Source organism: Flavobacterium sp. Root935 (genome assembly GCF_001429295.1).
GTDB lineage: Bacteria > Bacteroidota > Bacteroidia > Flavobacteriales > Flavobacteriaceae > Flavobacterium.
In genome coordinates this window covers 1240082-1265568 of the sequence record NZ_LMJL01000008.1, presented here as the reverse complement: position 1 = coordinate 1265568, position 25487 = coordinate 1240082, and the positions used below count along the sequence as shown (strand labels likewise).

Genomic DNA, 25487 nt, shown 5'->3' with positions numbered 1-25487 from the left:
ATTATATCGAGGAAGTAGAATTTTAACTTTTTTTTAATTCTATGTTGTTTTCTCAATGTATTTTTTAGTTAATTTTAGAGGAACTAAAAAAATTAAATTATGTCAACATTAAGATTAGGCGATATAGCTCCAGATTTCCATGCAGAAACCACGCAGGGACCAATTAATTTTCATGAATGGCTGGGAGATTCTTGGGGTGTATTATTTTCGCATCCAGCAGATTTTACTCCTGTTTGTACAACTGAATTAGGAACTGTAGCGAATTATGTTCCTGAATTTACTAAAAGAAATACGAAAGTTATTGCTTTGAGTGTAGATGGTTTGGAGTCGCACAAAGAGTGGATTAAAGATATCAACGAGACTCAAAATACAGAAGTTAATTTCCCTATCATTGCCGATGAAGATAAAAAAGTAGCTAATTTATACGATATGCTTCATCCAAATGCGAGCGATAAATTTACAGTACGTTCTGTTTTTGTTATCGGACCAGACAAAAAAATCAAATTGACTTTAACGTATCCAGCTTCGACAGGAAGAAATTTTGACGAATTACTTCGTGTAATTGATAGTCTGCAATTGACTGCAAATTATAGTGTTGCAACGCCTGCAAACTGGAAGGATGGCGAAGATGTAGTTATCGCACCTGCAATTCCAGACAGCGACATTCCATCGAAATTCCCAAAAGGACATACACCAATTAAACCTTATTTACGTTTGACACCACAGCCGAATAAGTAGCCTAAAAGGTTCTAAGATACTAGGCGCTAAGATGCTAAGTTTTTCTCTCGTAGAAGCTTACCATCTTAGCGCCTTAATTATATTAAAAGGAAACTTAGAATCTTAGTATCTTAGTATCTCAGAAACTTAGCCCCTCAAAAAAAACTATTTCACCGCTAATAAATCAGTCATTCTTTTTTTGTCACCAACCACCCAGAGAATATCGTTTTTCTCTAAGATTAAACTAGATTCTGGATTTAAGATACGATTTCCGTTTCGTTCGATTCCCACAACCATCCCGTCGGTTTTTGCTCTAAATTGCCCGATGCTTTTTTGAATGAATTCTTCCTGAGAAACTTCGAGCTGACGTAGTACAATATTAGTTTCTTCCACTTTTCCAGGTGCCTCAGTTTCATTCTGAGTTAAAAATTTAGTGAATTCAACAATTTGAGCATCTGTTCCAATTACGCAGATTTCATCTCCAGGAAATAGGCGTTCATTTTTTGTTGGAATTGGTATAGTAACTTCGCCTCTTTTGATATAGGCTATATTAATTCCTAATTGTTCCCTAATTTTTAATTCCTGTAACGTTTTACCAACTAAATTAGATTCTTTTTTAATTTCAAAAAAAGACATGTGACCGTCCCATGGCATTAAATTGGCATATCTTCTGTCTATTTTTTTGTTTTCGCGGTCATTAAGATTTTTCAAAAAGTGATTTTCAATTCTATGGTATTGTTCGTTCAGTTTTTTAGGGAAAATTTGATAGGCAGCAATAGCGATAATCAACGCAACAAATGCTACTAAAGGAGAGAAGAAAATATTCAATAAAAATCCAACAAAAAATAATCCAAGGCTCATTCTAATTAAAATCAGCATTAAAAGGGCTCCACGATATTTTCGTTCTTCCCAAAGTATTTCTACTTCTTCTACTTTAACGCGTCGAAGCGAGAGAGCCCATAAAAACGGCGCAATTATCACCAATGTTAGTAAGGCGGCTAAAGTATTTCCGAATCTAGTATCGGCTACTAACGGCGCTACAAATCGAGATGACAATAAAATAATAGCCGCAATAATTATAGTATGAAGAATAATTTGAGTGATTGAAGACCGCAATACAATCTGCCAAGTACTGACAGACTTAATTGCCTGCGCATTTACACTGTAGCGGTTGATGTTTTTAACCCATTTTTTGGGCATTTTTGATTCTAAAAATTGAGCAAATGTTTCAGAATATTTGATTAAGAATGGAGTTGTAAAAGTTGTAACTGCCGATACTGCCACAATAATGGGGTACAAGAAATCGCTGGTTACTTTCAAAGTCATACCAAGCGTGGCAATAATAAATGAAAACTCTCCAATTTGCGCCAGACTCATTCCCGTTTGAACAGATTGTTTAAGAGGCTGACCAGAAATTAACGCTCCAATAGATGAACTAAATGCTTTTCCGAAAATAGTTATCAGTGTAATTAAAGCCACAGGAAGTGCATAAGTCACTAAAGTTCCCGGATTAATCAACATTCCTACGGATACAAAGAAAACCGCGCCAAATAAATCTTTTACAGGCTGAATTAAATGTTCGATTTTTTCTGCCATTGTAGTTTCAGCAATAATAGAACCCATGATAAATGCGCCTAAAGCTGGAGAAAAACCAACATTTGCAGCAAAAATAACCATCATTAAACAAAGTGCCAGTGAAATTATCAAGAGCATTTCGTCTGTCATAAGATGTTTGGCTTTTTTAAAGATAGTTGGAATAATAAAAATTCCGCCTAAAAACCATATAATTAAAAAGAAAATCAATTTTAAAACCGATTGTAATAATTCACCTCCCGAAACTTGGTCGCTTACCGCAATGGTTGATAATAAAACAAGCATTAAAATAGCTACAATATCTTCCACGATTAAAGCTCCAAATACAATGCCGACGAACTTTTTACCTTTTACTCCCAATTCATCAAAAGCCCTGATAATAATAGTTGTAGACGAAATCGAAAGTGTTGCACCTAGAAAAATACTGTCCATTTTTCCCCAGCCCATCCACTGGCCAACACAGTAACCAATCAGCGTCATAAACATAATCTGGGTTATAGCGGTGATAGAAGATGTTCCGCCAACTTTCATTAGTTTCTTAAAACTAAACTCAAGTCCTAAACTAAAAAGTAAAAATATAACCCCGATTTCTGCCCATACTTCGACACTCTTCATATCGGTTATTGAAGGGAAAAAATCAAAATGGTTTCCAGCTAAAAATCCTGCAATCAGGTATCCTAAAACTAGAGGTTGTTTCATTTTTTTAAATAATAAAACGGCAATTCCAGCAGTCATAAGGATTAATCCTAAATCACTAATTAAAGGTTGTAGGTGATGTGTACTTTCGGCCGCGGCATTTAATGCAATCATATTAAAATGTGGTATTTTTTTAAGGAGCTGATCCAGCTTTTCATTACAAGCTTTTGTTCAAAAATGCCTATTTTTTTAACAGTTACAGGAGCTTCCGTTGGTCGCTCTGTACCTGCAAAAAAAATATGGCTTTTTTCACAAAAGGCTTTTCATTTCAATCTGGGCTAAACTCTGATTTAAATAAAAAAAGCTATCTCGATAAAGATAGCTTTTTTTGGTAAAATATTTTGAATTTTCTTTAGATTCCTGTGTAATTACTAGGTGTTATCTGCATTAATTCAGCCCTAACCGCATCAGAAACTTCCAAAGTAGCAATAAAATTATGAATTGCATTTTTGTCAATAGCTTCATTTGTTCTAGTCAAACCTTTAAGAGCTTCATACGGATTTGGGTAAGCTTCGCGGCGTAAAATTGTCTGAATTGCCTCAGCAACTACTGCCCAGTTTTTTTCTAAATCTTCAGCAAATTTACCCTCATTCAAAAGTAATTTGTTCAACCCTTTCAAAGTTGCTTCAAAAGCAATAATTGTATGTCCAAACGGAACTCCGACATTACGTAAAACTGTACTGTCAGTTAAATCACGCTGTAACCTCGAGATTGGTAATTTTGCTGATAAGTGTTCAAAAATAGCATTTGCGATTCCTAAATTTCCTTCAGAATTTTCAAAATCAATCGGATTTACTTTGTGCGGCATTGCAGAAGAACCAATTTCTCCAGCTTTGATTTTTTGTTTGAAATAATCCATCGAAACATACGTCCAAATATCGCGGTCTAAATCGATGATAATTGTGTTGATTCTTTTCAAAGCATCAAAGAAAGCAGCAAAATGATCGTAATGTTCAATTTGCGTAGTTGGAAAAGAATGCTGCAAACCAAGATTAGTCTCAACAAATTTATTTCCAAATTGTTTCCAGTCAATCTGCGGGTAAGCCACATGATGCGCATTGAAGTTTCCTGTCGCACCGCCAAATTTAGCAGCAAATGGAATATTAAATAACAAACGCATCTGCTCTTCTAAACGTTCTACAAAAACCAAAAGTTCTTTTCCCAAACGGGTAGGAGAGGCAGGTTGTCCGTGTGTGCGTGCCAGCATCGGAATGTCCTTCCATTCAACGCTTAATTCCTTTAATTTAGAAATTACGGCAATTAAAGTTGGCATATAAACCTGCTCAAACGCTTCTTTTGTAGAAAGCGGAATAGCAGTATTATTAATATCTTGAGATGTTAATCCGAAGTGAATGAACTCTTTGTGTTGAGATAAACCTAATTTTTCAAAAGCATCTTTTATGAAGTACTCAACTGCTTTTACATCGTGGTTGGTTACTTTCTCTGTTTCCTTAATCCAAAGTGCATCTTCTGTAGAAAAGTTTTTGTAGATATTTCTTAAGCTGTCAAATAAACCTGAATCAATACCTTTTAATTGTGGTAAAGGAATTTCGCATAAAGCAATGAAGTATTCTACTTCAACTAATACACGATATTTTATTAAAGCTTCTTCAGAGAAAAAAGGGGCTAAATTTTGGGTTTTATTTCTATATCTTCCGTCAATTGGCGATATAGCATTCAGTTCGTTTAGAGTAGTCATTGTTATGTTGTTTTTCGAAAGGTGCAAATATAAACAGAATTTAGCGATTTGAGGTAATCAAAAAGTGCATTTGTGCATTCAAAATGAATTTAATCGCTCTCTTAAATCTGCAACTCCTTCTGAAGCAAATTTGGCAATCGTTTCCACTTTATTTCGAATATTGGCAATAGCAATTGGCTTTGGATCAATATAAAAAACTGGAGTTGTACTTGGAACATAAGAAATTAAGCCCGCAGCAGGATAAACCTGAAGAGAAGTTCCGATTACGGCAAAATAATCTGCAGTTTCAGTTATGTCGATAGCTTCTTCGAGAGCAGGAACTTCTTCGCCAAACCAAACAATATGAGGTCTGAGCTGATGTCCGTTTGCATCAAAATCTCCTGTATTTAAATCTTCGGTCCAATCTAGAATTAGATTTTTATTCTGAATGCTTCTCACTTTTAGCAATTCGCCATGTAAATGAAGCACTTTTGTACTTCCCGCGCGTTCATGCAAATCGTCAACATTTTGAGTGATAATGTAAACATCAAAATCTTTTTCCAATTCAGCCAGAATAATATGACCTAAATTTGGATTCACTTCTTTTAACTGCTGACGGCGTTTATTGTAAAAATCTAAAACTAATTCCTGATTTTTATACCAGCCTTCAGGAGTTGCAACTTCCATTACGTCATGTCCTTCCCACAAACCGTCACTGTCGCGAAATGTTTTAATGCCGCTTTCTGCGCTTATTCCAGCTCCTGTTAAGACTACAAGTTTCTTTTTCATTTTTAAGGAGATTTTTTGATTCTCATTCAAAGATAATCAAATGAGGAATTTTTCAAATGAAATGGTTATTTTCGCAGACTAAATTTCTGTAAAATAAGTTGAAGAACTTATTTATTAATAAATAGAATTAAAATGATTGATTTAGATTACCTCGCATTTCTAGAAAATATCTTAACGGATAATAGAAAAAGCAATTTTTTGAAAGTTTTAGAAAACCGTACGAAGCATTTTACAGTTGCGGTAGAAGATGTTTTCCAGATGCATAATACAAGTGCAGTAATGCGAAGCTGCGAAGTTTTTGGAATTCAGGAATTGAACGTAATTGAACAGCGTTTCGGAAAAAGAATTGATAAAGAAATTGCTTTGGGCGCTCAAAAGTGGGTGGACATCAATAGGTTTGATTCGGTTTCAGGATGTCTTTCTGATTTAAAAAGCAAAGGTTACCAGATCATTGCAACTACACCTCACGAAAACGACTGCATGCTGGAAGATTTTGATATTACAAAACCAAGTGCTTTATTTTTTGGAACAGAAAAAGAAGGTCTATCAAAAGAAATAATGGACAATGCCGATGGTTTCTTAAAAATACCAATGGTTGGTTTTACGGAAAGTTTAAATATTTCAGTTTCGGCAGCTATTGTCATACAAAATTTGACGAATAGATTAAGAAGATCAGATATTAATTGGAAATTGACCGAAGAAGAAATTTTAGTAAAACGTCTGGATTGGGCTAAAAATTCCATTAAAGATATTAAAAGAATTGAAGCTCGCTATTATCAGGAGAATCCGAGATAAAAAAGTCGCAGTTTGCAGTCTCAGTCTTCAGTTTTGAGATGTTTAATTTAAAATATAAACGCTTAAAAAATAAAAAACCGACAGTTTTCGCTGTCGGTTTTTTTATGGAATTTGAAGTATCAGTGTAAACTGTAAACAGTACTGAGACTGTAAACTGCGACTGAATACTTAGAATTTATTCATTTACAATAACCCAAGTTCCAGCAGCTAAAAGACTTTCTGCTTTTTTGAATTTCATTGTTTCTGTTTTACCAGTTGCAACTTCTTGAACTGTTACAGTATCGTTACGATTGATTTTTGGCATATCTCTCACGATAGTTTCAGTAACTTGACGTTGTTGTGTTTCTCCAGCTTCGCGATTAATATTTTCGCTGTTTGGAATTTCGTCTTTAGTTAACTGTAAATTTTCTTTTTGACGAATTTCTCTTGCTTCATGAATTTCAGGAGCGTTTTGAGCAGGTAAATCACCTTTGAATAAGAATGAGATAACTTCTTTATTAACGTTGTCTAACATTGATCTAAACAAGTTAAAAGCTTCTAATTTATAAATAAGCAATGGATCTTTTTGCTCGTGAACAGCCAATTGAACAGATTGTTTCAACTCGTCCATTTTGCGTAAGTGTTTTTTCCAAGCTTCATCAACGATAGAAAGTGTGATGTTTTTCTCGAAATCAGCAATTAATTGAGCACCTTCACTGTCGTACGCTTTTTTCAAGTCAGTAACAACATTCAAAGTTTTGATTCCGTCTGTAAAAGGAACTACAATTCTTTCGAAATGATTGTTAGGTTCTTCATAAACACCCTTAATGATTGGGAAAGCTTCTCTAGCGCTTCTTTCAGTTTTTTCTGTGTAGAATGCCAAAGCTTCTTTGTACACTTTTCCAGTGATTTCAATATCAGATGATTTTAAGAAATCTGCTTCTGAAATTGGAGATGTAATTCCGAAATAACGAATTAAATCAAAATCAAATCCTTTAAAATCATTTGCCACTTTATTATTACTTACGATTAATTCGCAAGTGTCATAAAGCATATTAGCGATATCCAGTTTCAAACGCTCTCCAAATAAAGCGTGGCGACGACGTTTGTAAACTACTTCACGCTGTGAGTTCATAACGTCATCATATTCTAATAAACGTTTACGAACACCAAAGTTGTTTTCTTCTACTTTTTTCTGAGCACGTTCGATAGATTTGGTCATCATAGAATGCTGAATAACTTCACCTTCTTTAAGTCCCATTCTGTCCATTACTTTAGCAACTCTTTCAGAACCAAATAAACGCATTAGGTTGTCTTCAAGAGAAACATAAAATTGAGAACTTCCTGGATCTCCCTGACGACCTGCACGACCACGTAACTGTCTGTCTACACGACGAGAATCATGACGCTCTGTACCAACGATTGCTAAACCTCCGGCAGCTTTTACTTCTGGAGATAATTTAATATCGGTACCACGACCAGCCATGTTTGTTGCAATAGTTACAACTCCGGCTTTACCAGCTTCTTCAACGATTTGTGCTTCTTGTTTGTGCATTTTAGCATTCAAAACGTTATGAGTAACGCCTCTCATTTTCAGCATTCGGCTTAATAATTCTGAAATCTCTACAGAAGTTGTTCCAATCAAAACTGGTCTTCCAGCGTTTGATAATTCAGTAACGTCTTCAATAACAGCGTTGAATTTCTCACGTGTTGTTTTGTAGATATAATCTTCTTTGTCATGTCTAGCAATTGGACGATTGGTTGGAATTTCAACAACATCCAATTTATAAATCTGCCATAACTCGCCAGCTTCTGTAACTGCTGTACCCGTCATACCACCTAACTTGCTGTACATTCTGAAATAATTCTGTAATGTAACGGTAGCAAAAGTTTGTGTAGCAGCTTCGATTTTCACATTTTCTTTAGCTTCGATCGCTTGGTGTAAACCGTCAGAATAACGACGTCCATCCATGATACGACCTGTCTGCTCATCGACAATCATAATTTTGTTGTCCATGATAACATATTCTACATCTTTTTCAAATAAAGCGTATGCTTTTAAAAGCTGAGTAAGGGTATGAATACGCTCGCTTTTTACACCAAAATCTTGGAATAATCTTTCTTTAGCCTCTGCTTCAGAATCTTTATCAAGTTTTTGTTTTTCGATAGCAGCAATTTCTGTTCCAATGTCTGGTAAAACGAAGAAATCTGCATCAGTATCTCCAGAAAGGTATTTAATACCGTTGTCTGTTAATTCTACTTGATTGTTTTTTTCTTCAATCACAAAATACAAAGCTTCGTCAACTTTGTGCATTTCGCGATTGTTGTCCTGCATATATTGATTTTCAGTTTTTTGAAGTAATTGTTTAATTCCTTCTTCACTTAAAAATTTAATTAATGCTTTATTTTTTGGTAAACTTCTGTAAGCTCTTAATAATAAGAAACCACCTTCTTTAGTATTTCCTTCTCTGATTAATTTTTTAGCTTCTGCTAAGAAACCATTTGCTAACTGACGTTGTTGTGCAACTAAGTTCTCGATTTTTGGTTTCAATTCGTTAAATTCATGACGATCTCCTTGCGGAACTGGTCCTGAAATAATAAGCGGTGTTCTAGCATCATCAATTAATACAGAATCTACTTCGTCGACAATTGCGTAATTGTGTTTTCTCTGCACTAAATCGCTAGGCGAGTGCGCCATGTTATCTCTTAAGTAGTCAAAACCAAATTCGTTGTTTGTTCCATAAGTAATATCTGCGTCGTAAGCTTTTTTTCTAGCTTCTGTACTTGGCTGGTGATTATCGATACAATCAACAGTTAAACCGTGAAATTCGAATAAAGGTGCTTTCCAAGTACTATCACGTTTTGCCAAGTAGTCATTCACCGTTACTAAGTGAACTCCATTTCCAGTTAAAGCATTTAAGTAAAGTGGAAGTGTAGCAACCAAAGTTTTACCTTCACCTGTCTGCATTTCGGCAACTTTACCTTCGTGCAATACCATACCACCAATTAACTGAACATCATAGTGAATCATGTCCCAAGTGATATCTTTTCCAGCTGCATTCCATTTGTTAGCCCAAATTGCTTTTTCACCATCTATGGTAATGTATGGTTTTGTTGCTGAAAATTCGCGGTCTCTTGGAGTTGCAGTAACTTCAATATGTGAATTATCTTTAAAACGACGAGCCGTTTCTTTAACAACAGAAAAAGCTTCCGGAAGAATTTCCATTAAAGTTTTCTCAGAGATTTCATAGGCTTCTTTTTCAAGAGCATCTATTGCATCATAAATATCTTCTCTTTTGTCGATGTCTTCGATGTTTTCTACTTCCGCTTTAAGTGCAGCAATTTTAGCATCTTTTTCTGCTCTAGCTTCTTTTATTCTATCTTTAAAATATACGGTTCTCCCTCTTAATTCGTCATTAGATAGACTCATTAAGGTAGTTTCGAATGTTTTAATTTTGTTTAAGTAAGGTTGTAAAGCTTTGACATCTTTCTGTGATTTATCACCTACAAAGACTTTAATAATACTGTTTATGAAACTCATGATTTATTGTATTTCTTTATTGTTTTAAATATGTATTTGAACCAAAAAAAAAGCCTCTGTGATGAGACTTTTTCCTTTGGTTTATTTTTTTAATATTCATCCTCATTCCAAAGATAATCTTCGTCTGTTGGATAATCAGGCCAAATTTCTTCCATTGATTCATATATCTCGCCTTCGTCTTCTATTGATTGAAGGTTTTCTACCACCTCTAATGGAGCACCAGCTCTAATAGCGTAGTCTATAAGTTCATCTTTGTTAGCAGGCCATGGCGCATCACTTAAATAAGATGCTAATTCTAATGTCCAATACATCTGTTATCTGTTTAGTTTGTGCAAAAATAAATTTTTTACTGAAAAAGACAAGTAAATTTTGATTTATTTTAATAAAATTTAAGAACGTCTCTTGTTAAATTCCAAAAAACAAATTTCAAATTCCAAAAAATGGGCTTGAAAGCCTACTCTTTAATCACCATATTGTAATATTAGATGATAATTTTGTCATTTGTAAATTCAAAGAATTTTGTTTTTTTCTTTGGAATTTGGAATTTAAAAATTTGGAATTTTAGAAAATTTATTTCCTAGGTATCCATTTCACTTCCTCCGCTTTTAAGTCAGACGACAACTTCCGTGCCAAGACAAAAAGATAGTCAGAAAGTCGGTTTAAGTACTGAATTGCTATTTCTGGTACATGCTCATTGTGGCTTAAATGAACAGCTAAACGTTCTGCTCTACGGCAAATACAACGTGCAATATGACAATGTGACACAGTTGGATGACCGCCTGGTAAAACAAAGTGAGTCATTGGCGGAAGACTTTCATCCATTTTATCAATTTCTTTTTCTAATAATTCTATATCAGAATCAATTATTCCTAAATTTTTTAATCTAAGCTCGCCATTCTTCAGAACTTCTTTTTCTTGCGGCGTTGCCAAAATGGCACCAACAGTAAAAAGACGATCCTGAATTTCTATTAAAACTGTTTTATAATTTGAGTCGATTTCTTGGTCGCGAATAAGTCCTATATAGGAATTCAATTCATCAACAGTTCCGTAGCTGTCAATTCGAATGTGGTCTTTTGGTACACGAGTCCCTCCAAAAAGAGCCGTTGTTCCTTTATCGCCGGTTTTGGTGTATACTTTCATTTTTATGAGATGCTAAGGTTCTGAGGTGCTATCCCGAAGCTTCGGGACTAAGTTTTTTTTCTAATCTAAAATCTAAAATCAGAAATCTACAATTATTTAGTTGTATCACTTTCAATTAATCCGTCACGTAGACGAATTACACGATGCGCATAAGCCGCAATATCTTCTTCGTGAGTTACTAGAATTACCGTATTTCCCTGTTCGTGGATATCTCCAAAGAGTTTCATGATTTCTACAGAAGTCTTACTATCTAAGTTTCCTGTGGGCTCATCGGCCAAAATAATCGAAGGTTTATTGACTAAAGCTCTGGCAACAGCGACACGCTGGCGTTGTCCTCCAGAAAGCTGATTTGGCTGGTGATCCATTCTATCTGCTAAATTCACTTGTTTTAGAACTTCGGTTGCTCGTGCAATTCGATCAGATTTGCCGTAGCCGGCATAAATCATAGGAAGTGCAACATTATCAAGAGCTGTTGTTCTTGGCAGTAAATTAAATGTCTGAAATACAAAACCAATTTCTTTATTTCTAATTTCGGCTAATTCATCATCTCTCATTTGGCTGACATCTTTTCCATTTAATATATAATGTCCAGAAGTAGGTGTGTCTAGGCAGCCTAATAAATTCATTAATGTAGATTTTCCAGATCCAGAAGGCCCCATTAAAGCAACATATTCTCCTTTTTTTATTTCTAGATCTATTCCTTTTAATACATATACAATTTCGTTACCTAAAACAAAATTTCGTTTGATGTCCGTTATCTTAATTAATGGTTCAGCCATTTCTTTTTACAATTTTGGATTTAAAAGTACAAAACACTTTTGAATTAAAGAGATAAGTAGCTTATAATTGGTTTTTGTTACAAATGGATCTTTTCTTATATAGTGATATTATATTTTAAACTGTTACGTAATTTTTATATTACTTTATATAATTGTCATTATTTTTTATTTTTTACAGATTTAATATATTTTTAATATTAAAAATATGGTAATAATGTAATTTATGGGGTTTTGTTTTGGGTATCTTTGAAATGTAATTAATTAAATAATCAACATTATGAAGAATATTAAAATAACTGCAGTAATTGCATTAATGGCGTTAGGTTTTACGTCATGTAAAGATGAGAAACAAGAAAAAGCACAGCGAACAATTGACTCTTATGTAACCTACGTAGATTCGGTTAAAAATGTTAAAGCCGAAGATTTAAAAGAAAATTGGAATGCTGTAGAAGCAGAATATGACAGAAGAGCGGCAGAGGCTAGTTTAGCTTTAGCAGATATTAAAGACAACGCTGCCCAAACTGAAAAAATAAATACAAGTAAAGCAAAATACGAGGACTTTAAAAATGAAATGACCACCCTTTTGGCCCCGCCAGCTCCAAGTCCTAAACAACAATTGAGAAATGCTTTATTTGGTGAAGGAAAAATTGGAGACGATATGAGTTTTAGCTGGGTTAACGCTCAGAATATTCACAGCGTTTACCAACAATTTGTACATACAGTTGAAAACAATAAAGATAGTTATTCTAGAGAAGACTGGGATGAAATTAAATTATTGTATGAAGCACTTGACAGCAGAAAAAATACTGTTGAAAAAGAAGGACTTTCGTCTGAAGATAACAGAAAAATTGCTGGTTTAAAAATCAAATTTGCACCAATGTACACTGTTAACAGAATGGGAGCAAAATCTGAAGAGAATAAAGAAGCAAAAAAATAAAAAATGTTTTTTTGAATTAGTATAAAAAAAGGCAATCAGAGATGATTGCCTTTTTTTTATTTATGCTCTTATTATAAAGTGTTCTTTTTCCTGTTCTCGTCTAAAGAAAACAAGTCCCCATTGAAAAGTATCTATTGTTACTTTTACTTTTGGATGATTTTTTATAATCTCCCAAGTTTCCTCCATTTCTCGAGACCAATGAATATCATCAAAAATCCAAACAGAATCATTGTCAATCGTTGGCAATAAAAGTTCAAAATAGTTTAAAGTCGCTTTTTTTGAATGATTACCATCAAAATAGATCAGATTGTAAGTTGTTGATTGTAGATTTTCGGAAATTAAAAAAGATTCAAATTCAGAAATTATATTTTCAACATTTGTACAATCGAATTCATTCAGTTGATTTTTGGCAATATTTGCTGTATTCGGACAGCCTTCTACAGTTATTACTTTTGATTTGGGATTTCCTAAAGCTAAAGCAGAAGTTGCTAAGCCAAGTGATGTTCCTATCTCCAGAATATTTTTAGGTTGAAAATAATTGGATATTCGAAATAATAATTCAGCACGCTTAGGTGAAATTCCCGCTGTTTTAGCAATTTTCGAAATTTGTCTTTTGTTTGATTTAAAAACTTTAGAGCCTGCTCCAAAATCAGTTACTTCAATGAAACTTTTATTACTGAAAAGTGATTTTCGATATTTTTTCAGAATTGAATATTCTGGCTTTTGTTTCTTATCATAAAAACATTTTGTCAGTAAACTAAAAACAAAAGGCGAGTGAACCGCATGTTCGTTTTTAGAATTCCACAAAAATTTTAGATAAGATTTTATTTGAAAGAGCATTATTTTTCTAATAGTTCTTAAAATGGCATTAGTTTACTGCAATAATCTTTACATCAAACACAAGTACAGATCCTCCAGGAATTCCTCTGTCAGTATAACTTCCATATCCTAGGTGAGACGGTATTAGTAAAACACCACTACCACCTTCTTTAAAAAATGGAATTCCTTCCTGCCAGCCTAGTATTACACGATTTAAAGGAAAAGTTGATCCAGAAATTGGGCTTTGATCAAAAGTAGTTCCGCTTGTGTAATAACCTTTATAAACTACTGTAACTGTAGATGCTGTTGTTGGTTGTTTTCCTGTTCCTTCTTCATTAACAATATAATACAATCCTGAGCTTGTTCTCTTTGCAGTTAAGTTATTTTTTGCTAAATAATCTGTGATTTCTTTTTCATTTTCAGCCGTAAAATCTTTAGGCTTTATCAAGTCATCAGAACTAGAGCAGGAAACAAAAAGTGTTAAAGTGAATAATGCAGTTAATAATTTTTTCATGTGGTATTTATTTTTAAAGTCGTAAATATATAAAAATTAGATTTCAGTCTCAGTTTAAAACCTGAAACCTGAAAACTAAAAATTACCCTTCAATCTTTGCCGAAAGCTCAAACCAGCGTTCTTCTTTTGCGTCTATTTTCTTTATGATATTTTGCAATTCATTTGCTTTCTTTTCAATATCAGCATCGGCAACTTTTCCGTCAGAGAATAACTGTTCAATTTTAGTTTTTTCGATTTCTAAATCTTTGATTTCTCTTTCGATTTTTTGATATTCTTTTTGCTCGTTAAAGCTTAAATTTCCTGTAGGATTGTTTTGTTTCCAATCTTTCTTTTCGGCTTTGTTTTCTTCTTTTTGAGCAACGTCGGCACTGTCTTCATAAGCTCTAAAATCAGAGTAGTTTCCTGGGAAATTCTCAATTTCACCCTGTCCTCTAAATACAAATAAGTGATCGACAATTTTATCCATAAAGTAACGGTCGTGCGATACTACCAATAAACATCCCGGATAATCTAAAAGGAAACTTTCAAGAACATTCAGCGTTACAATATCCAAATCGTTCGTAGGCTCATCGAGAATTAAAAAGTTCGGATTCTGAATTAAAACGGTACATAAATACAAGCGTTTTAATTCTCCACCGCTCAGTTTTTCCACATAATCGTATTGTTTTTTGGCATCAAAAAGAAAACGCTCTAACAATTGCGAAGCAGAAATAATTTTTCCTTTTGCCAGCGGAATATACTCTCCGTATTCTTTTATAATATCAATAACACGCTGTCCTGGTTTCGGATTAATTCCAGATTGTGTGTAATAACCAATTTTAATGGTATCTCCTTTTACAACACGTCCATTGTCGGGCGGAATTGTTCCTGTCAACAAATTTAGAAAAGTAGATTTTCCTGTTCCGTTTTTACCAATAATTCCGATTCTTTCGCCACGCTGAAAATCGAAACTAAAATTGTCTAGAATAACTTTGTCTTTGAATTTTTTAGAAAGTTTATGAAGCTCGATAATCTTGCTTCCCATTCTTTCCATATTAATTTCAAGTTCTACCTTGTTTTCTTTTCTACGGCTTTGTGCTTTTTCTTTAATTACATAAAAGTCATCCTGACGAGATTTAGATTTGGTTGTTCTCGCTTTTGGCTGGCGGCGCATCCATTCTAATTCTTTTACAAATAAGTTTTTAGCTTTGTCAATGCTAGAGTTTTCAGAAGTTATTCTTTCTTCTTTTTTCTCTAAATAGTAAGAGTAATTTCCTTTATATTGGTATAATTTTCCGTTATCAAGTTCGATAATTTCGTTGCAGACGCGTTCTAAAAAGAAACGGTCGTGCGTAACCATAAACAGCGTAATATTTTCTTTAGCAAAATAACTTTCCAGCCATTCAATCATTTCAAGATCTAAATGATTGGTTGGCTCATCTAAAATCAATAAATCTGGTCGATTGATTAATATGATTGCCAATGAAAGGCGTTTCTTTTGTCCTCCTGACAGATTTTTTACTTTAAGTTTAAAATCTTCTAGTTTTAATTTGAATAAAATCTGCTTGTACTGCGTTTCAAAATCCCAAGCATTATGCTGATCCATTCCGTCAAAAGCCTTTTGATAAGCTTCTTCATCATTTGGGTTTTCAAGCGCTTTTTCGTAAGCCTCAATTATTTTTAGAGTTTCGTTATCTGAGGCAAAAATGCTTTCTTCAATCGTTAATTCATCTTGCAGATTATTGTCTTGCGATAGAAACGCCATTCTGATTCCTTTTCGCAGCACAACTTGTCCTGTATCTGGTTCGTCCAAACCATTAATAATGCTCATAATGGTGGTTTTACCAGAACCATTTTTGGCAATAAAAGCAATTTTTTGGTCTTTGTTGATTCCAAAAGAAATGTTGTCAAAAAGGACTCTTTCGCCAAATGACTTTGATATGTTTTCTACAGATAAGTAATTCATGAAGATCTTTAACTGATATTTCAGTTTTTATTAATTAAAATTCTAAATATTGCGCAAAGATAGGCTTTTGCATCAGAGAAAAAAAACAGACTTAAAAGCTCTATATCTTTGATTTTGTAAACCTATAACAAGTCCTTCACTAAAAACAGTTTTAAAAATAGATTGTAACGTTTTAAGATTATCTCCGACATATTTAAAAACTTAATTTCTTAAATATGAGTGAGAAAGAGATAAAATCGGGCAGTTTTGAAGATTTTAAAATAAACACTAAAATCAAACTTGCTGCATTGTGGACTTCGGTAATGTTTTGCTACATATATGGAGATTATTTTTCATTGTATGTTCCAAATAAAGTAAAAGATTTTATAAATGGTGAAACGCTTCTTGATTCTCCAGTAAGATTATTTCTTGCCACAATTTTAATGACAATTCCAGCTTTAATGATTTTTGCCTCTGTTATTTTAAAACCAAAAATAAATAGACTGTTAAATATTGTTTTTGGAGTTATTTATACACTCATAATGTTATTAATTGCTTTTACCACAATGAAACCTTGGTGGAGTTTTTATGTTTTTTTTGCATTTATAGAAAGTATACTTACAGCTATAATTGTCTGGTTTGCATTTAAATGGCCAAGATATATTTAATTTTAAAAAGATAAAAGATGACTCAAGAATCAAAAATATCGTTTACTAATACAGGAAGAATTGCAGGTTTGTTATACTTAGTTGTTGTAATAACCGGAATTTTTAGTTTAGGATATGTTCCCTCAAAATTAATTGTTTGGAACAATGCATCTGAAACTTTTAATAATATTGTGAATTCTGAATTTCTTTTTAGACTTGGAATCGTCAGCAGTTTAATCTGCTATACCTTCTTTTTGTTTTTGCCTTTGGTTTTATATAAATTACTCAGGTCTTTTAATAAAACATATGCCAGATATATGGTTGTTTTAGCTGTTGTAAGTGTGCCAATTTCCTTTGTAAATATGTTGAACAAATTTGCGGTTTTGTCTATTATTAATTCGGGAGAACAAAAAAAAGATCTCGTAATGTTTTACCTCAATCAATATGATTACGGAAATTTAATTGTTCAGATTTTTTGGGGACTTTGGTTGTTTCCTTTTGGATACTTAGTTTTTAAATCAGGAGTAATTCCAAAATTTTTAGGAATTTTATTAATGCTTGGCTGTTTGGGATATTTAATAAATTTCTTGGGCAACACATTATTATCTAATTATTCTGAACTCGGAATATCATCTTACGTAAGACTTCCGGCAAGCATTGGAGAAATCGGAACTTGTTTTTGGCTCTTAATAATGGGGGCGAAAAACAAAGTTATTGTTGCCGATTGATGTATTGATTTAAAATTTGACTCAAATCTAAATAATGAATTTGTTGCTTCACATTTATCACAGGTTTGCGAACCAAAGATTCATTTGTGATAAAGTAATGGAGTCCGTCTTTCGTCGCAATTCCTTCAATTTGATGAAAAGGAAGTTTTAAATCAATTCGTCTTTTATTTCCAGATAAAAAATCCTGATTTTTAAAATCGTAAAGCAGGTATAAAAATGGTTTTCCGACTTTAGTATACCCGCATAAAACAATCAAGTTTTTATTTGCTACATAAGTCGCGCCAGTTACTAAACCTTTTGTATCGAATGTTGCTTTAAGTTTTGCAACCTGCGATCCAGTTTGATTGGGGAGGACGTAAATATTGGTTTTAGAAGATTTCCATTGTTTAGTAAACAAATAAATACTGTCTTTAGAAACAATAAAAGCTTCACAGTCAAAATCGGTTTTATTGGGTTTTGAAGCAGAAAAATCCGTTTGATCAGCATAAGAAAATGAAATTGTTTCAATCTTAGGATTTTCTTCCAAAAACGATTTTTTTTCAATTTTAAGGATTTTAAGTTCAGATCGGTTTCCAGAATAATTATTGCCAAAATCACCTATATAAATATGTGAGCTGTCTTGGGTAATTTCTTCCCAATCGTAATTTGTTGCTTCATTAAGAATGATTTTTCTTTTGATTCTTCCTAAAGAATCCAATCCGTAAATCGTTTTATCGTGATCGTCGTTATGCGTCCAAAGTAAATTTTCGAAAGCAATTAATCCTGAAGTGTCTCTTATAGAATCGCTTAAAATTTTCGAATATTCTGGTTTAAGTTTTAAATTCTTATAACTACAACTGCCATCATTTTGTATAGCATTAGAATTGTAATTTTCTGCTCGAGAATCTGTACAGAGCGAGATTTGACTGTAGGTCGATGTAACAATTAAGAAAAAGAATACTATAACTTTTTTCATTTAAAGTCGCGTTTTAGGCATTGCAAAAATAGCTTTTAATGTTCAAAAAGCAGCTTTAAACTATTTTAAATGCAAATCTATATTTTTTTATTCTACTTTTTTGTAAGAGGAACAATACGTCTTTTTTATATTAAAATAAGACATTTCTTTCATTTTTGTTTTTTGATGCTGTTTTACTAAACTACTTTTGCAAAAAAATTAAAAGGACTCGTGGATAAATGAGATGATTTATTAAGAGTATTTTTTAATAGAATTTTAATCTGAATCTGACTCTTGTGAGTGGGAGAAGCGAAGCTATGCTTATAAATAACTAATTTTTTAAATATGAAGATAGGAATAACATTTAGCGCTTTTGATTTACTGCATGCTGGCCATATTAAAATGCTGGAAGAAGCCAAAAGACAATGTGATTATTTAATTGCAGGATTACAAATAGATCCGGCCTTAGATCGCCCTGAAAAAAATAGTCCCACACAAACAGTTGTTGAAAGATACATTCAACTTAAAGGATGCAAATTTGTAGATGAAATTATTCCTTATGCAACAGAGCAGGATTTAGAAGATATCTTGAGATCGCATAAAATAGATGTTCGAATTATTGGTGAGGAATATCAAAGTAAAAACTTTACAGGAAGAAATTACTGTGAAGAAAAAGGAATTAAACTCCACTTTAATAAACGAGATCATCGTTTTTCAAGTAGTGGACTAAGAAAAGAAGTTGCTGATCGGGAATTGGCAAAAGTCTAAATCTTCGTCATTTAAAATTTATTTAAAATGTCAAAAAGAAAAATTATTTATACATCTGGAACATTTGATATGTTTCATTCTAATCATTTAAAAATGATTAAATATGCCAGAGGGTTAGGTGAAGTGCTAATTGTAGGAGTAAGTACAGATGAGTTGGTTTGCTCTTATAAAAAAGCGCCCATTATTCCTTTTGAGGAGCGTTTGGCAATTTTAGAATCTTTAAAATATCCTGATATTGTAGTACCGCAAAAATCGTTGGATCATACCGAGTTAATTAAAAATCTTAATATAGATTCATTTGTAGTTGGTGATGATTGGGTTGGGAAATATGATTACTTAAGAGAATTAGGCATTCAAGTTTTTTATTTTCCCTATGGAGAAGGCATTTCTTCTTCTAAATTAAAAGAAGAGATTTTTCATAAATATAAAGAATTGAAAAAGGTTAGTGACAAACATTCAAATCCAGAAATTAAGTGAAAACGGCATTTATAACGGGTGGGACTAAAGGCATAGGTAAATCGGTTGTTGAGCGTTTATTGGAAGAGGGATGGAATGTAATTATTACGTATTTGTCTGATGAAGAAGCAGCAAAAAAAATACTATATAATTTGCAGATTATATATCCTCAATTAAAAATCGATGTTTTAAGAGTTGATTGTGGAAATCTAAATTCGATTGTTATTATTGAAAATTATCTCAAAAGAAATAATATTTATCTAGATGCGATTTTGTTCAATACTGGTGCAACCGACAGGTCTGTTTTTTCTGAAATTTCTGTTGAAAACTGGCAGCACGTTTTTGATGTAAATGTGAATTTTCCAACTTTTTTATTACAAAGACTAATGTCTAGACTTAAAAATAACTCAAGTATTACTTTTACGGGTTCATTGATGGGGGTTCATCCGCATTCCTTATCTCTGTCCTACGGTGTAACAAAGGCTGCAGTACATGCATTAGTAAAAAACTTGGTTAAAGTTCTGTCTGATAGAAAAATTAGAGTAAATGCAATCGCCCCAGGCTTTGTAAGTACTGAATGGCAGAATGCAAAACCAAAAGAGCAGAAAATAAGTATAAATAAAAAAATTGCCTTGGAGCGTTTTTGCGAACCATCAGAATTAGCAGATGCATATTTGTTTTTAATTAACAACAGTTATGTTAATGGAGAAATTCTTGTTGTTGATGGCGGATATGCTGCGTCCTAATTTATAGATTAATACCATGTTTTTTAAAAAGATAAATTTAAGTTCTTCTTTAATATCTAATTTTTTTTCTTTAGTAATACTTCAAGGAGCTAATTATATATTTCCATTACTAACTATTCCTTTTTTATTTAGAACATTAGGAGTAGATACTTTTGGTTTAATAAATTTTGCTTCAGCATTTGCACAGTATTTTGTGATTTTAACTGACTTTGGATTTAATTTGTCAGGAGTTCAGTTTATTTCTGCAAATAGAGGTAATAAAGAATTACGTGATACATTTTTTGTAAATGTATTAATATCTCAATTGTTTTTGTTTTTTATAGGTTTAATTATTTTACTCTTAGTGCTTTTTATTTTTGACAAGTTTAGTCATAATAAATGGTTGTACTTATTATCTTATTTAACAGTATTTGGGGCAGTGCTTTTACCAACCTGGTTTTTTCAAGGAATGGAGGAAATGAAATATATAACCAAAATTAATATTGCAACTCGAACACTGGCGATTATCCCGATTTTTTTTCTTGTAAAATCCGATGCAGATTATTTATTAGTACCATTTTTTTATGGATTAGGATCTGTGGCCTCAGGAGTTATAGCGCTCTATACAGCTAAAACTCGTTTCGAAGTGAATTTGTGTTTAGCAAAAGTTTCATTATCTGCAATAAAAAAATGTCTTAAAGATAGTTCAGATTTTTTCGTTTCAAGAATTTCAGTTTCAATATATACTGTAAGCAATACATTCGTATTGGGATTGGTGCTGGGGAATGTTGCGGTTGGTTATTACGCTGCAGCAGAAAAATTATATCTGGCGCTACAAAGTATGTTTGGCCCTCTAAATAATGCTTTGTATCCGTATATGATTAAAAATAGGGATATAGTAGTGTTTAAAAAGATTTTTATTACTGTATTAGTAATTAATTGTATTGTGCTGCCTGTTTGTATTTACAATTCTGATTTTATCATGCAATTGGTTTATAAGAATGTTGCAATAGAAAGTGTAAATGTTTTAAAAATTCTTTTTGGGGTGTGTCTTATTTCGGTTCCTTCAATTCTTTTAGGTTATCCTTTATTGGGAGCTTTTGGGCATGCCAGATATACTAATCGTACTGTAATTATTGCCTCTTTTTTTCACGTTGCAATGTTAGTACTGTTATTATTTATTAATTCAATTACTGTTTATTCTGTTGCAAGTTTGGTTGTTTTGACTGAGTTGTTTGTCTTAGGGTTAAGAGCAAATGGAGTTAGACGATTAATTTTTGAAAATTAAAAATGGAAGATTTAAGTTCTTATAACCCGGAAGGTTCTACATTAAGAAGGGCGCAAATGCGCATGCTAGAGATTGCAGTTGAATTTGACAGAATTTGTCAGAGAAACAATATTACTTATTGGCTAATGTCAGGCACGTTACTGGGAGCACGTAGACATGGAGGGTTTATTCCGTGGGATGATGATTTTGATGTAGGTGTGAAAAGAGACGATTATCAAAGATTGCTTGATTGTTTAGAAAATGAATTACCGGATTTTTTAAAACTGCAAACACAAAAAACAGATCAGGGGCATCCTTATTTTTATGCAAAAATACGAGATTTAAATTCTTTGATTATGGAAGATCATTGTTCACACAGAAATTATAAATATAATGGATTATTTATAGATGTTTTTCCATTTGAGTCTATTTGTTTACCAAAAAAAAGTAAGCTTCTTTTTGATTCGTTTTATAGCAAATTTAGATTTGAATTTAAAAAAGGTATTTTATGGAGTGGAGTATCTTCCTTTTTTTATCACATTTCTTTATTGATTCTTCCAGTCTTGCGATTAGTAGGAAAAATGGTTGAAAATAGATACTCACATGCTTATGGTATAGGTTTTTTTGCCCCTCATAAAATTACCACTTGTTTTCCTGTCTGCAAAGTTAAATTTGAGCATTATGAATTTAATGCACCCAATAATATTGATCAATATCTCACGGATGAATATGGCAATTTTATGGTAATACCGCCAAAAGAAAAGAGATTTATCCATTCTTCCAAAATAGAGTTATTTAATTAAGAGTTCAAAAATAAATCAAATGAATACTCAAAGTCCTGTAATAACGGTTTTAATGCCAGTGTATAATGGCGAAAAATATATTAAAGAGGCTATTATAAGTATTTTAAATCAATCGTTTAGAAATTTTGAGTTTATAATTATAAATGACGGAAGTACTGATGAGACAGAAAATATAATTTCTTCATTTAAAGATAACCGAATTCGTTATGTGAAAAATCAAAAAAATCTGCAACTTATCAAAACTTTGAACTATGGGATTGAATTGGCTAAAGGCAAGTATATTGCCAGAATGGATGCAGATGATATCGCAATGCAAGACCGACTTGAAAAACAATTAGATCAATTTCTTCTTGAAGATAAGATTGATATGGTTAATAGTCAATGTCTTTTGTTAAATGAAGATGGAAATAAAAGTAGAAAAAACAGAACAAATATTAGCCTTAATTATGAAGCGCTAAAGTATGTTTCTATTTTTCAAACTATGATTGTGCACCCTGCCGTTATGATAAAGACTTCTGTGATAAAACGTTTTAAATATAGTGATCAGCCTAATGCTGTACATATTGAGGACTTTGAATTATGGAATAGATTATTTGAAAATAATATCGTTTGTTATACAATTCCAGAACCCTTATTGTATTATCGTCTTAATTCAGAAAGTATTACTAATACAAACAGCAAACAGCAACAAGAAAGAATTAGAAAAATGACTATTTCTATTCTGAATAATTATGGTGCAGAGATAGATAATGAAGCATTAGATTTAATTCAGGGGCAGTGTGAGAAATGTAATTTTAAGATGCTTAAGAAGACTGATCTATATTTATGTAATTTCTTTTTAAAGATTAAAAAGCATGATTTGATATCCTTAGAGGGCTATAGTGATTTGTTGCTTTGGAAAGATTTCAAAATATCATATGTTTCAATAAAATCATTTAAAAGGAGCAGTATTTACAATAAAATTGGAATTCTCTTTTTTTTAGCCACAAAAACTCCTTCAATAATAAATATAAAATTAATTAAGAAAATTTTTTAAAGTTTTATAATATTAAGAAAGTATAATTTTTATAACTCAAAACATATTAAATTTTAAAAATAAGCTAGGTTCTTTGAATTTGTAATATAGTAATGATAACTAAATCTAATGTTTTACCGTTTTTTTTTGCTACTAAAATAATACTCGATTTTTTTAGTCCGTTTCGCGAACTTAATAGTGTTTTACAGTTATGCATTATAATCCCTGTTGTAATGGATAGAAATTTTTTGAGTTTTATTATTAAGCGCAAATTGAATTTTGTTTTGTTTTATTTTTTGGTTTATATTTTTATATCAGGAAACGCACAATCTTTCAAGATTTTTGTTGCTATTATTCTTTTTTGCGTTTTTTTGTTTATAGGATATAAGTCGACTTTGCATACAATTTCTAAAAAAGCTAAATTAATATGGAGAGTTGGTTTTATATGTTTTTTAATGAGTTTCACAATTTCAGTATTGACTGGAAGATATTCAAGAAGAGAATTTTATAATTTTGAACATGTAAATCTTTTAGGGACTTACCTTGTCTTTATTTCTATTTTCTATTTAATTCATTACAAAGAGAAAAATAAAAAAGGTGGTAATATAGAAAGTTCACCTTTCAGTTTAATTATAGGCTCGTATTTAACACTTTCAACAGGTGCATTTGTTACACAGCTCACTGCATTTATTCCTTCAAAATATTACAGATTAAAAAATATTAGATACTTATCTATTCTTTTAATAATTACGGGCATCAGTTCATATTATATTACAAATTCATTTTCTCCAGATTTATATCAAAAAATATTTGGTTCACTTAATTATTTTGGAAGAGAGATATCTTTAAGAGAGTTTTATCAGGAATCTATTCATCAAAATCTAGAGCTAAATGATTCCGAAAACAGTGGTTCATTTACGTGGAGAATTTTTTCTTATACTTTTTATTTGTACAACATTTTTCACCAAAATATTTTAAATTTTTTGTTTGGTTCGGGTGCTGAGTCTTTTTTTCAATTTGCAACTTTTGCCCCACATAATGATTTTATTGCAATTTTCCTTGATTTTGGTCTAGTCGGTTTATTGTGTTTCCTCTTTTTCTTGTTTAAGATGTTTAAAACTGCGATTAATAGTGATTTTGATATTCTAACATCGTTTGTTGTTTTTTTACTGCTTCGTTTGGCGTTTGAAAATGTAATTTATTCATCCTATGTATTCTCGTTGATTAGTGCTATCGGAGGGTTGTTGTACGGTACATTACTTCAAAATAATAATGCAAAAAAAATATGAAAATACTTTTTGTTACAAATATGTTTCCTACCAAAAGTCATATTTATTATGGTATTCATGTGCGGGAACAAATGGAAGGTTTAATGAAAAAAAATGATATTACAGGACTTTTATATTTTATAAATGCATTAGAAAATGGAAAAATAGAATACATAAAAGCATTATTTAAAATAAGGAAGACTATATCTAAATTTAAACCTGAAATAATTCATATACACTATGGTTTAGCGGGTTTGTTTTTACTGCTTTTTAGACCTAAATGCAAGATATTTGTTACGCTGCATGGAGGAGATATTCTTCCTAGACAAGGAAAATTTCTGCAACTGTTTTTTACACGGCGAATATTAAAAAAAGTTGATAAGGCATTTATTTTAAATGAAGAAATGGCTGAGATACTTTCAGAATTAAAAATTCCTTTTGAAATTCTTCCTTGTGGTGTTGATATAGATTATTTTAAGCAAAATGAAGATCTTATCATCGCAAAAAAAATAAATAAAGTTTTAGTTTTTCCAGGAGACTCTGCCAGACCCGTTAAAAATTTTTCGCTTTTTAAAGAAGTTTTCGAAGAAATTAAAAAAATAGCTCCATCATATAATGTGGATATGAAAATTGTTCATAATCTAGAACGGATCGAAGTGGTAAACACGTTGTGTTCCAGTGATTGTTTGGTTATGACATCCTTTAGTGAAGGATCCCCTCAAATCATAAAAGAAGCATTATCATGCAACTTACCAGTGGTCTCAGTAAATGTTGGTGATGTTTCTAATGTTATTGAAGGTTTACCGGGCTGTTTTGTAACCAAAACGTATGCTCCAAGAGAACTTGCAGAAGCTGTTATAAAGTCTTTAGGATCTGACGTTTCTGATTTAAGAAAAAAGTTTATAAAGAAAGGTATCTATGATAATAATTCAATCTTTAATAGGTTGTACCAAGCATATAAAGAGTAATAATGTA

General features: G+C 32.1%; 24 protein-coding genes. 13 read left to right on the top strand and 11 right to left on the bottom strand.

Annotated elements, in window-relative coordinates:
- Positions 1-99 precede the first annotated feature (99 nt).
- Positions 100-738 carry a peroxiredoxin gene (locus ASE40_RS10590; protein WP_057116911.1) on the top strand — a complete coding sequence of 213 codons (639 nt, stop codon included), beginning with the start codon at positions 100-102 and terminating at the stop codon, positions 736-738.
- A 144-nt stretch (positions 739-882) separates the two neighbouring features.
- Here ASE40_RS10590 and ASE40_RS10585 read toward each other — a convergent pair whose 3' ends face one another.
- The 3 genes from ASE40_RS10585 to ASE40_RS10575 all read right to left on the bottom strand — a co-directional run bounded on the left by ASE40_RS10585 (position 883) and on the right by ASE40_RS10575 (position 5473).
- On the bottom strand, positions 883-3120 hold the full coding sequence (locus tag ASE40_RS10585) for a cation:proton antiporter (protein ID WP_057116910.1): 2238 nt from the start codon (positions 3118-3120) through the stop codon (positions 883-885).
- Between the two features lie 238 nt (positions 3121-3358).
- Positions 3359-4705 carry an adenylosuccinate lyase gene (gene purB / locus ASE40_RS10580; RefSeq protein WP_057116909.1) on the bottom strand — a complete coding sequence of 449 codons (1347 nt, stop codon included), beginning with the start codon at positions 4703-4705 and terminating at the stop codon, positions 3359-3361.
- Between the two features lie 78 nt (positions 4706-4783).
- Positions 4784-5473: an SIR2 family NAD-dependent protein deacylase gene (locus tag ASE40_RS10575; protein ID WP_057116908.1), complete on the bottom strand. Its 690-nt coding sequence runs from the start codon at positions 5471-5473 to the stop codon at positions 4784-4786.
- Between the two features lie 132 nt (positions 5474-5605).
- Here ASE40_RS10575 and ASE40_RS10570 point away from each other — a divergent pair, with 132 nt between their 5' ends.
- Positions 5606-6268, top strand: coding sequence for a TrmH family RNA methyltransferase (locus ASE40_RS10570; protein ID WP_057116907.1), 663 nt, complete (start codon positions 5606-5608; stop codon positions 6266-6268).
- A 175-nt stretch (positions 6269-6443) separates the two neighbouring features.
- On the opposite strand, the gene secA is transcribed toward ASE40_RS10570, so the two are convergent.
- The 4 genes from secA to ASE40_RS10550 form a co-directional block, all read right to left on the bottom strand.
- Positions 6444-9788 carry a preprotein translocase subunit SecA gene (gene secA / locus ASE40_RS10565; RefSeq protein ID WP_057116906.1) on the bottom strand — a complete coding sequence of 1115 codons (3345 nt, stop codon included), beginning with the start codon at positions 9786-9788 and terminating at the stop codon, positions 6444-6446.
- Positions 9789-9877: 89 nt separating this feature from the next.
- The gene (locus ASE40_RS10560; RefSeq protein ID WP_007138072.1) at positions 9878-10099 is read right to left on the bottom strand and encodes a DUF2795 domain-containing protein; all 222 of its coding nucleotides are present in this window, start codon (positions 10097-10099) and stop codon (positions 9878-9880) included.
- Positions 10100-10358: 259 nt separating this feature from the next.
- Positions 10359-10928: a cob(I)yrinic acid a,c-diamide adenosyltransferase gene (locus tag ASE40_RS10555; protein ID WP_057116905.1), complete on the bottom strand. Its 570-nt coding sequence runs from the start codon at positions 10926-10928 to the stop codon at positions 10359-10361.
- A gap of 92 nt (positions 10929-11020) precedes the next feature.
- Positions 11021-11707, bottom strand: a complete 687-nt coding sequence (locus ASE40_RS10550; protein WP_057116904.1) for an ABC transporter ATP-binding protein — start codon at positions 11705-11707, stop codon at positions 11021-11023.
- A 277-nt stretch (positions 11708-11984) separates the two neighbouring features.
- Between ASE40_RS10550 and ASE40_RS10545 the strand changes: the two genes are divergently transcribed.
- Positions 11985-12644, top strand: coding sequence for a DUF6565 domain-containing protein (locus tag ASE40_RS10545; RefSeq protein ID WP_057116903.1), 660 nt, complete (start codon positions 11985-11987; stop codon positions 12642-12644).
- 60 nt (positions 12645-12704) lie between these two features.
- Here ASE40_RS10545 and ASE40_RS10540 read toward each other — a convergent pair whose 3' ends face one another.
- The 3 genes from ASE40_RS10540 to ASE40_RS10530 form a co-directional block, all read right to left on the bottom strand.
- Complete coding sequence (locus ASE40_RS10540; protein WP_057116902.1) at positions 12705-13484, bottom strand: O-methyltransferase; 780 nt, start codon at positions 13482-13484, stop codon at positions 12705-12707.
- A 28-nt stretch (positions 13485-13512) separates the two neighbouring features.
- Positions 13513-13977: an FKBP-type peptidyl-prolyl cis-trans isomerase gene (locus tag ASE40_RS10535; RefSeq protein WP_057116901.1), complete on the bottom strand. Its 465-nt coding sequence runs from the start codon at positions 13975-13977 to the stop codon at positions 13513-13515.
- An 82-nt stretch (positions 13978-14059) separates the two neighbouring features.
- On the bottom strand, positions 14060-15922 hold the full coding sequence (locus tag ASE40_RS10530) for an ABC-F family ATP-binding cassette domain-containing protein (protein WP_057116900.1): 1863 nt from the start codon (positions 15920-15922) through the stop codon (positions 14060-14062).
- A 215-nt stretch (positions 15923-16137) separates the two neighbouring features.
- Here ASE40_RS10530 and ASE40_RS10525 point away from each other — a divergent pair, with 215 nt between their 5' ends.
- Both ASE40_RS10525 and ASE40_RS10520 read left to right on the top strand, forming a co-directional pair.
- Complete coding sequence (locus tag ASE40_RS10525) at positions 16138-16569, top strand: DUF6326 family protein (RefSeq protein WP_057116899.1); 432 nt, start codon at positions 16138-16140, stop codon at positions 16567-16569.
- Between the two features lie 17 nt (positions 16570-16586).
- The gene (locus ASE40_RS10520; protein WP_057116898.1) at positions 16587-17276 is read left to right on the top strand and encodes a DUF4386 domain-containing protein; all 690 of its coding nucleotides are present in this window, start codon (positions 16587-16589) and stop codon (positions 17274-17276) included.
- Here ASE40_RS10520 and ASE40_RS10515 read toward each other — a convergent pair.
- Entirely contained in the window at positions 17260-18231 is a 972-nt protein-coding gene (locus ASE40_RS10515) for a hypothetical protein (RefSeq protein WP_057116897.1), read from the bottom strand. The genes ASE40_RS10520 and ASE40_RS10515 overlap by 17 nt on opposite strands.
- A 324-nt stretch (positions 18232-18555) precedes the next feature.
- Between ASE40_RS10515 and ASE40_RS10510 the strand changes: the two genes are divergently transcribed.
- The 8 genes from ASE40_RS10510 (at position 18556) to ASE40_RS10475 (ending at position 25480) form a co-directional block, all read left to right on the top strand.
- Positions 18556-18978, top strand: coding sequence for an adenylyltransferase/cytidyltransferase family protein (locus ASE40_RS10510; RefSeq protein ID WP_057116896.1), 423 nt, complete (start codon positions 18556-18558; stop codon positions 18976-18978).
- Positions 18979-19005: 27 nt separating this feature from the next.
- Positions 19006-19455, top strand: a complete 450-nt coding sequence (locus tag ASE40_RS10505) for an adenylyltransferase/cytidyltransferase family protein (RefSeq protein ID WP_057116895.1) — start codon at positions 19006-19008, stop codon at positions 19453-19455.
- Positions 19452-20180, top strand: coding sequence for an SDR family NAD(P)-dependent oxidoreductase (locus ASE40_RS10500; RefSeq protein WP_057116894.1), 729 nt, complete (start codon positions 19452-19454; stop codon positions 20178-20180). The genes ASE40_RS10505 and ASE40_RS10500 overlap by 4 nt, the downstream gene beginning before the upstream one ends.
- A 16-nt stretch (positions 20181-20196) precedes the next feature.
- The gene (locus ASE40_RS10495; protein ID WP_082586792.1) at positions 20197-21447 is read left to right on the top strand and encodes an oligosaccharide flippase family protein; all 1251 of its coding nucleotides are present in this window, start codon (positions 20197-20199) and stop codon (positions 21445-21447) included.
- Between the two features lie 2 nt (positions 21448-21449).
- On the top strand, positions 21450-22229 hold the full coding sequence (locus ASE40_RS10490) for a phosphorylcholine transferase LicD (RefSeq protein ID WP_057116893.1): 780 nt from the start codon (positions 21450-21452) through the stop codon (positions 22227-22229).
- Positions 22230-22248: 19 nt separating this feature from the next.
- A complete protein-coding gene (locus tag ASE40_RS10485) occupies positions 22249-23265 on the top strand; it encodes a glycosyltransferase family 2 protein (protein WP_057116892.1) in 1017 nt (338 codons plus the stop codon).
- Between the two features lie 350 nt (positions 23266-23615).
- A complete protein-coding gene (locus ASE40_RS10480; protein ID WP_128414963.1) occupies positions 23616-24533 on the top strand; it encodes a hypothetical protein in 918 nt (305 codons plus the stop codon).
- Positions 24530-25480, top strand: a complete 951-nt coding sequence (locus tag ASE40_RS10475) for a glycosyltransferase family 4 protein (protein ID WP_057116890.1) — start codon at positions 24530-24532, stop codon at positions 25478-25480. Before ASE40_RS10480 ends, ASE40_RS10475 begins: the two co-directional genes overlap by 4 nt.
- The last annotated feature ends 7 nt before the right edge of the window (positions 25481-25487 follow it).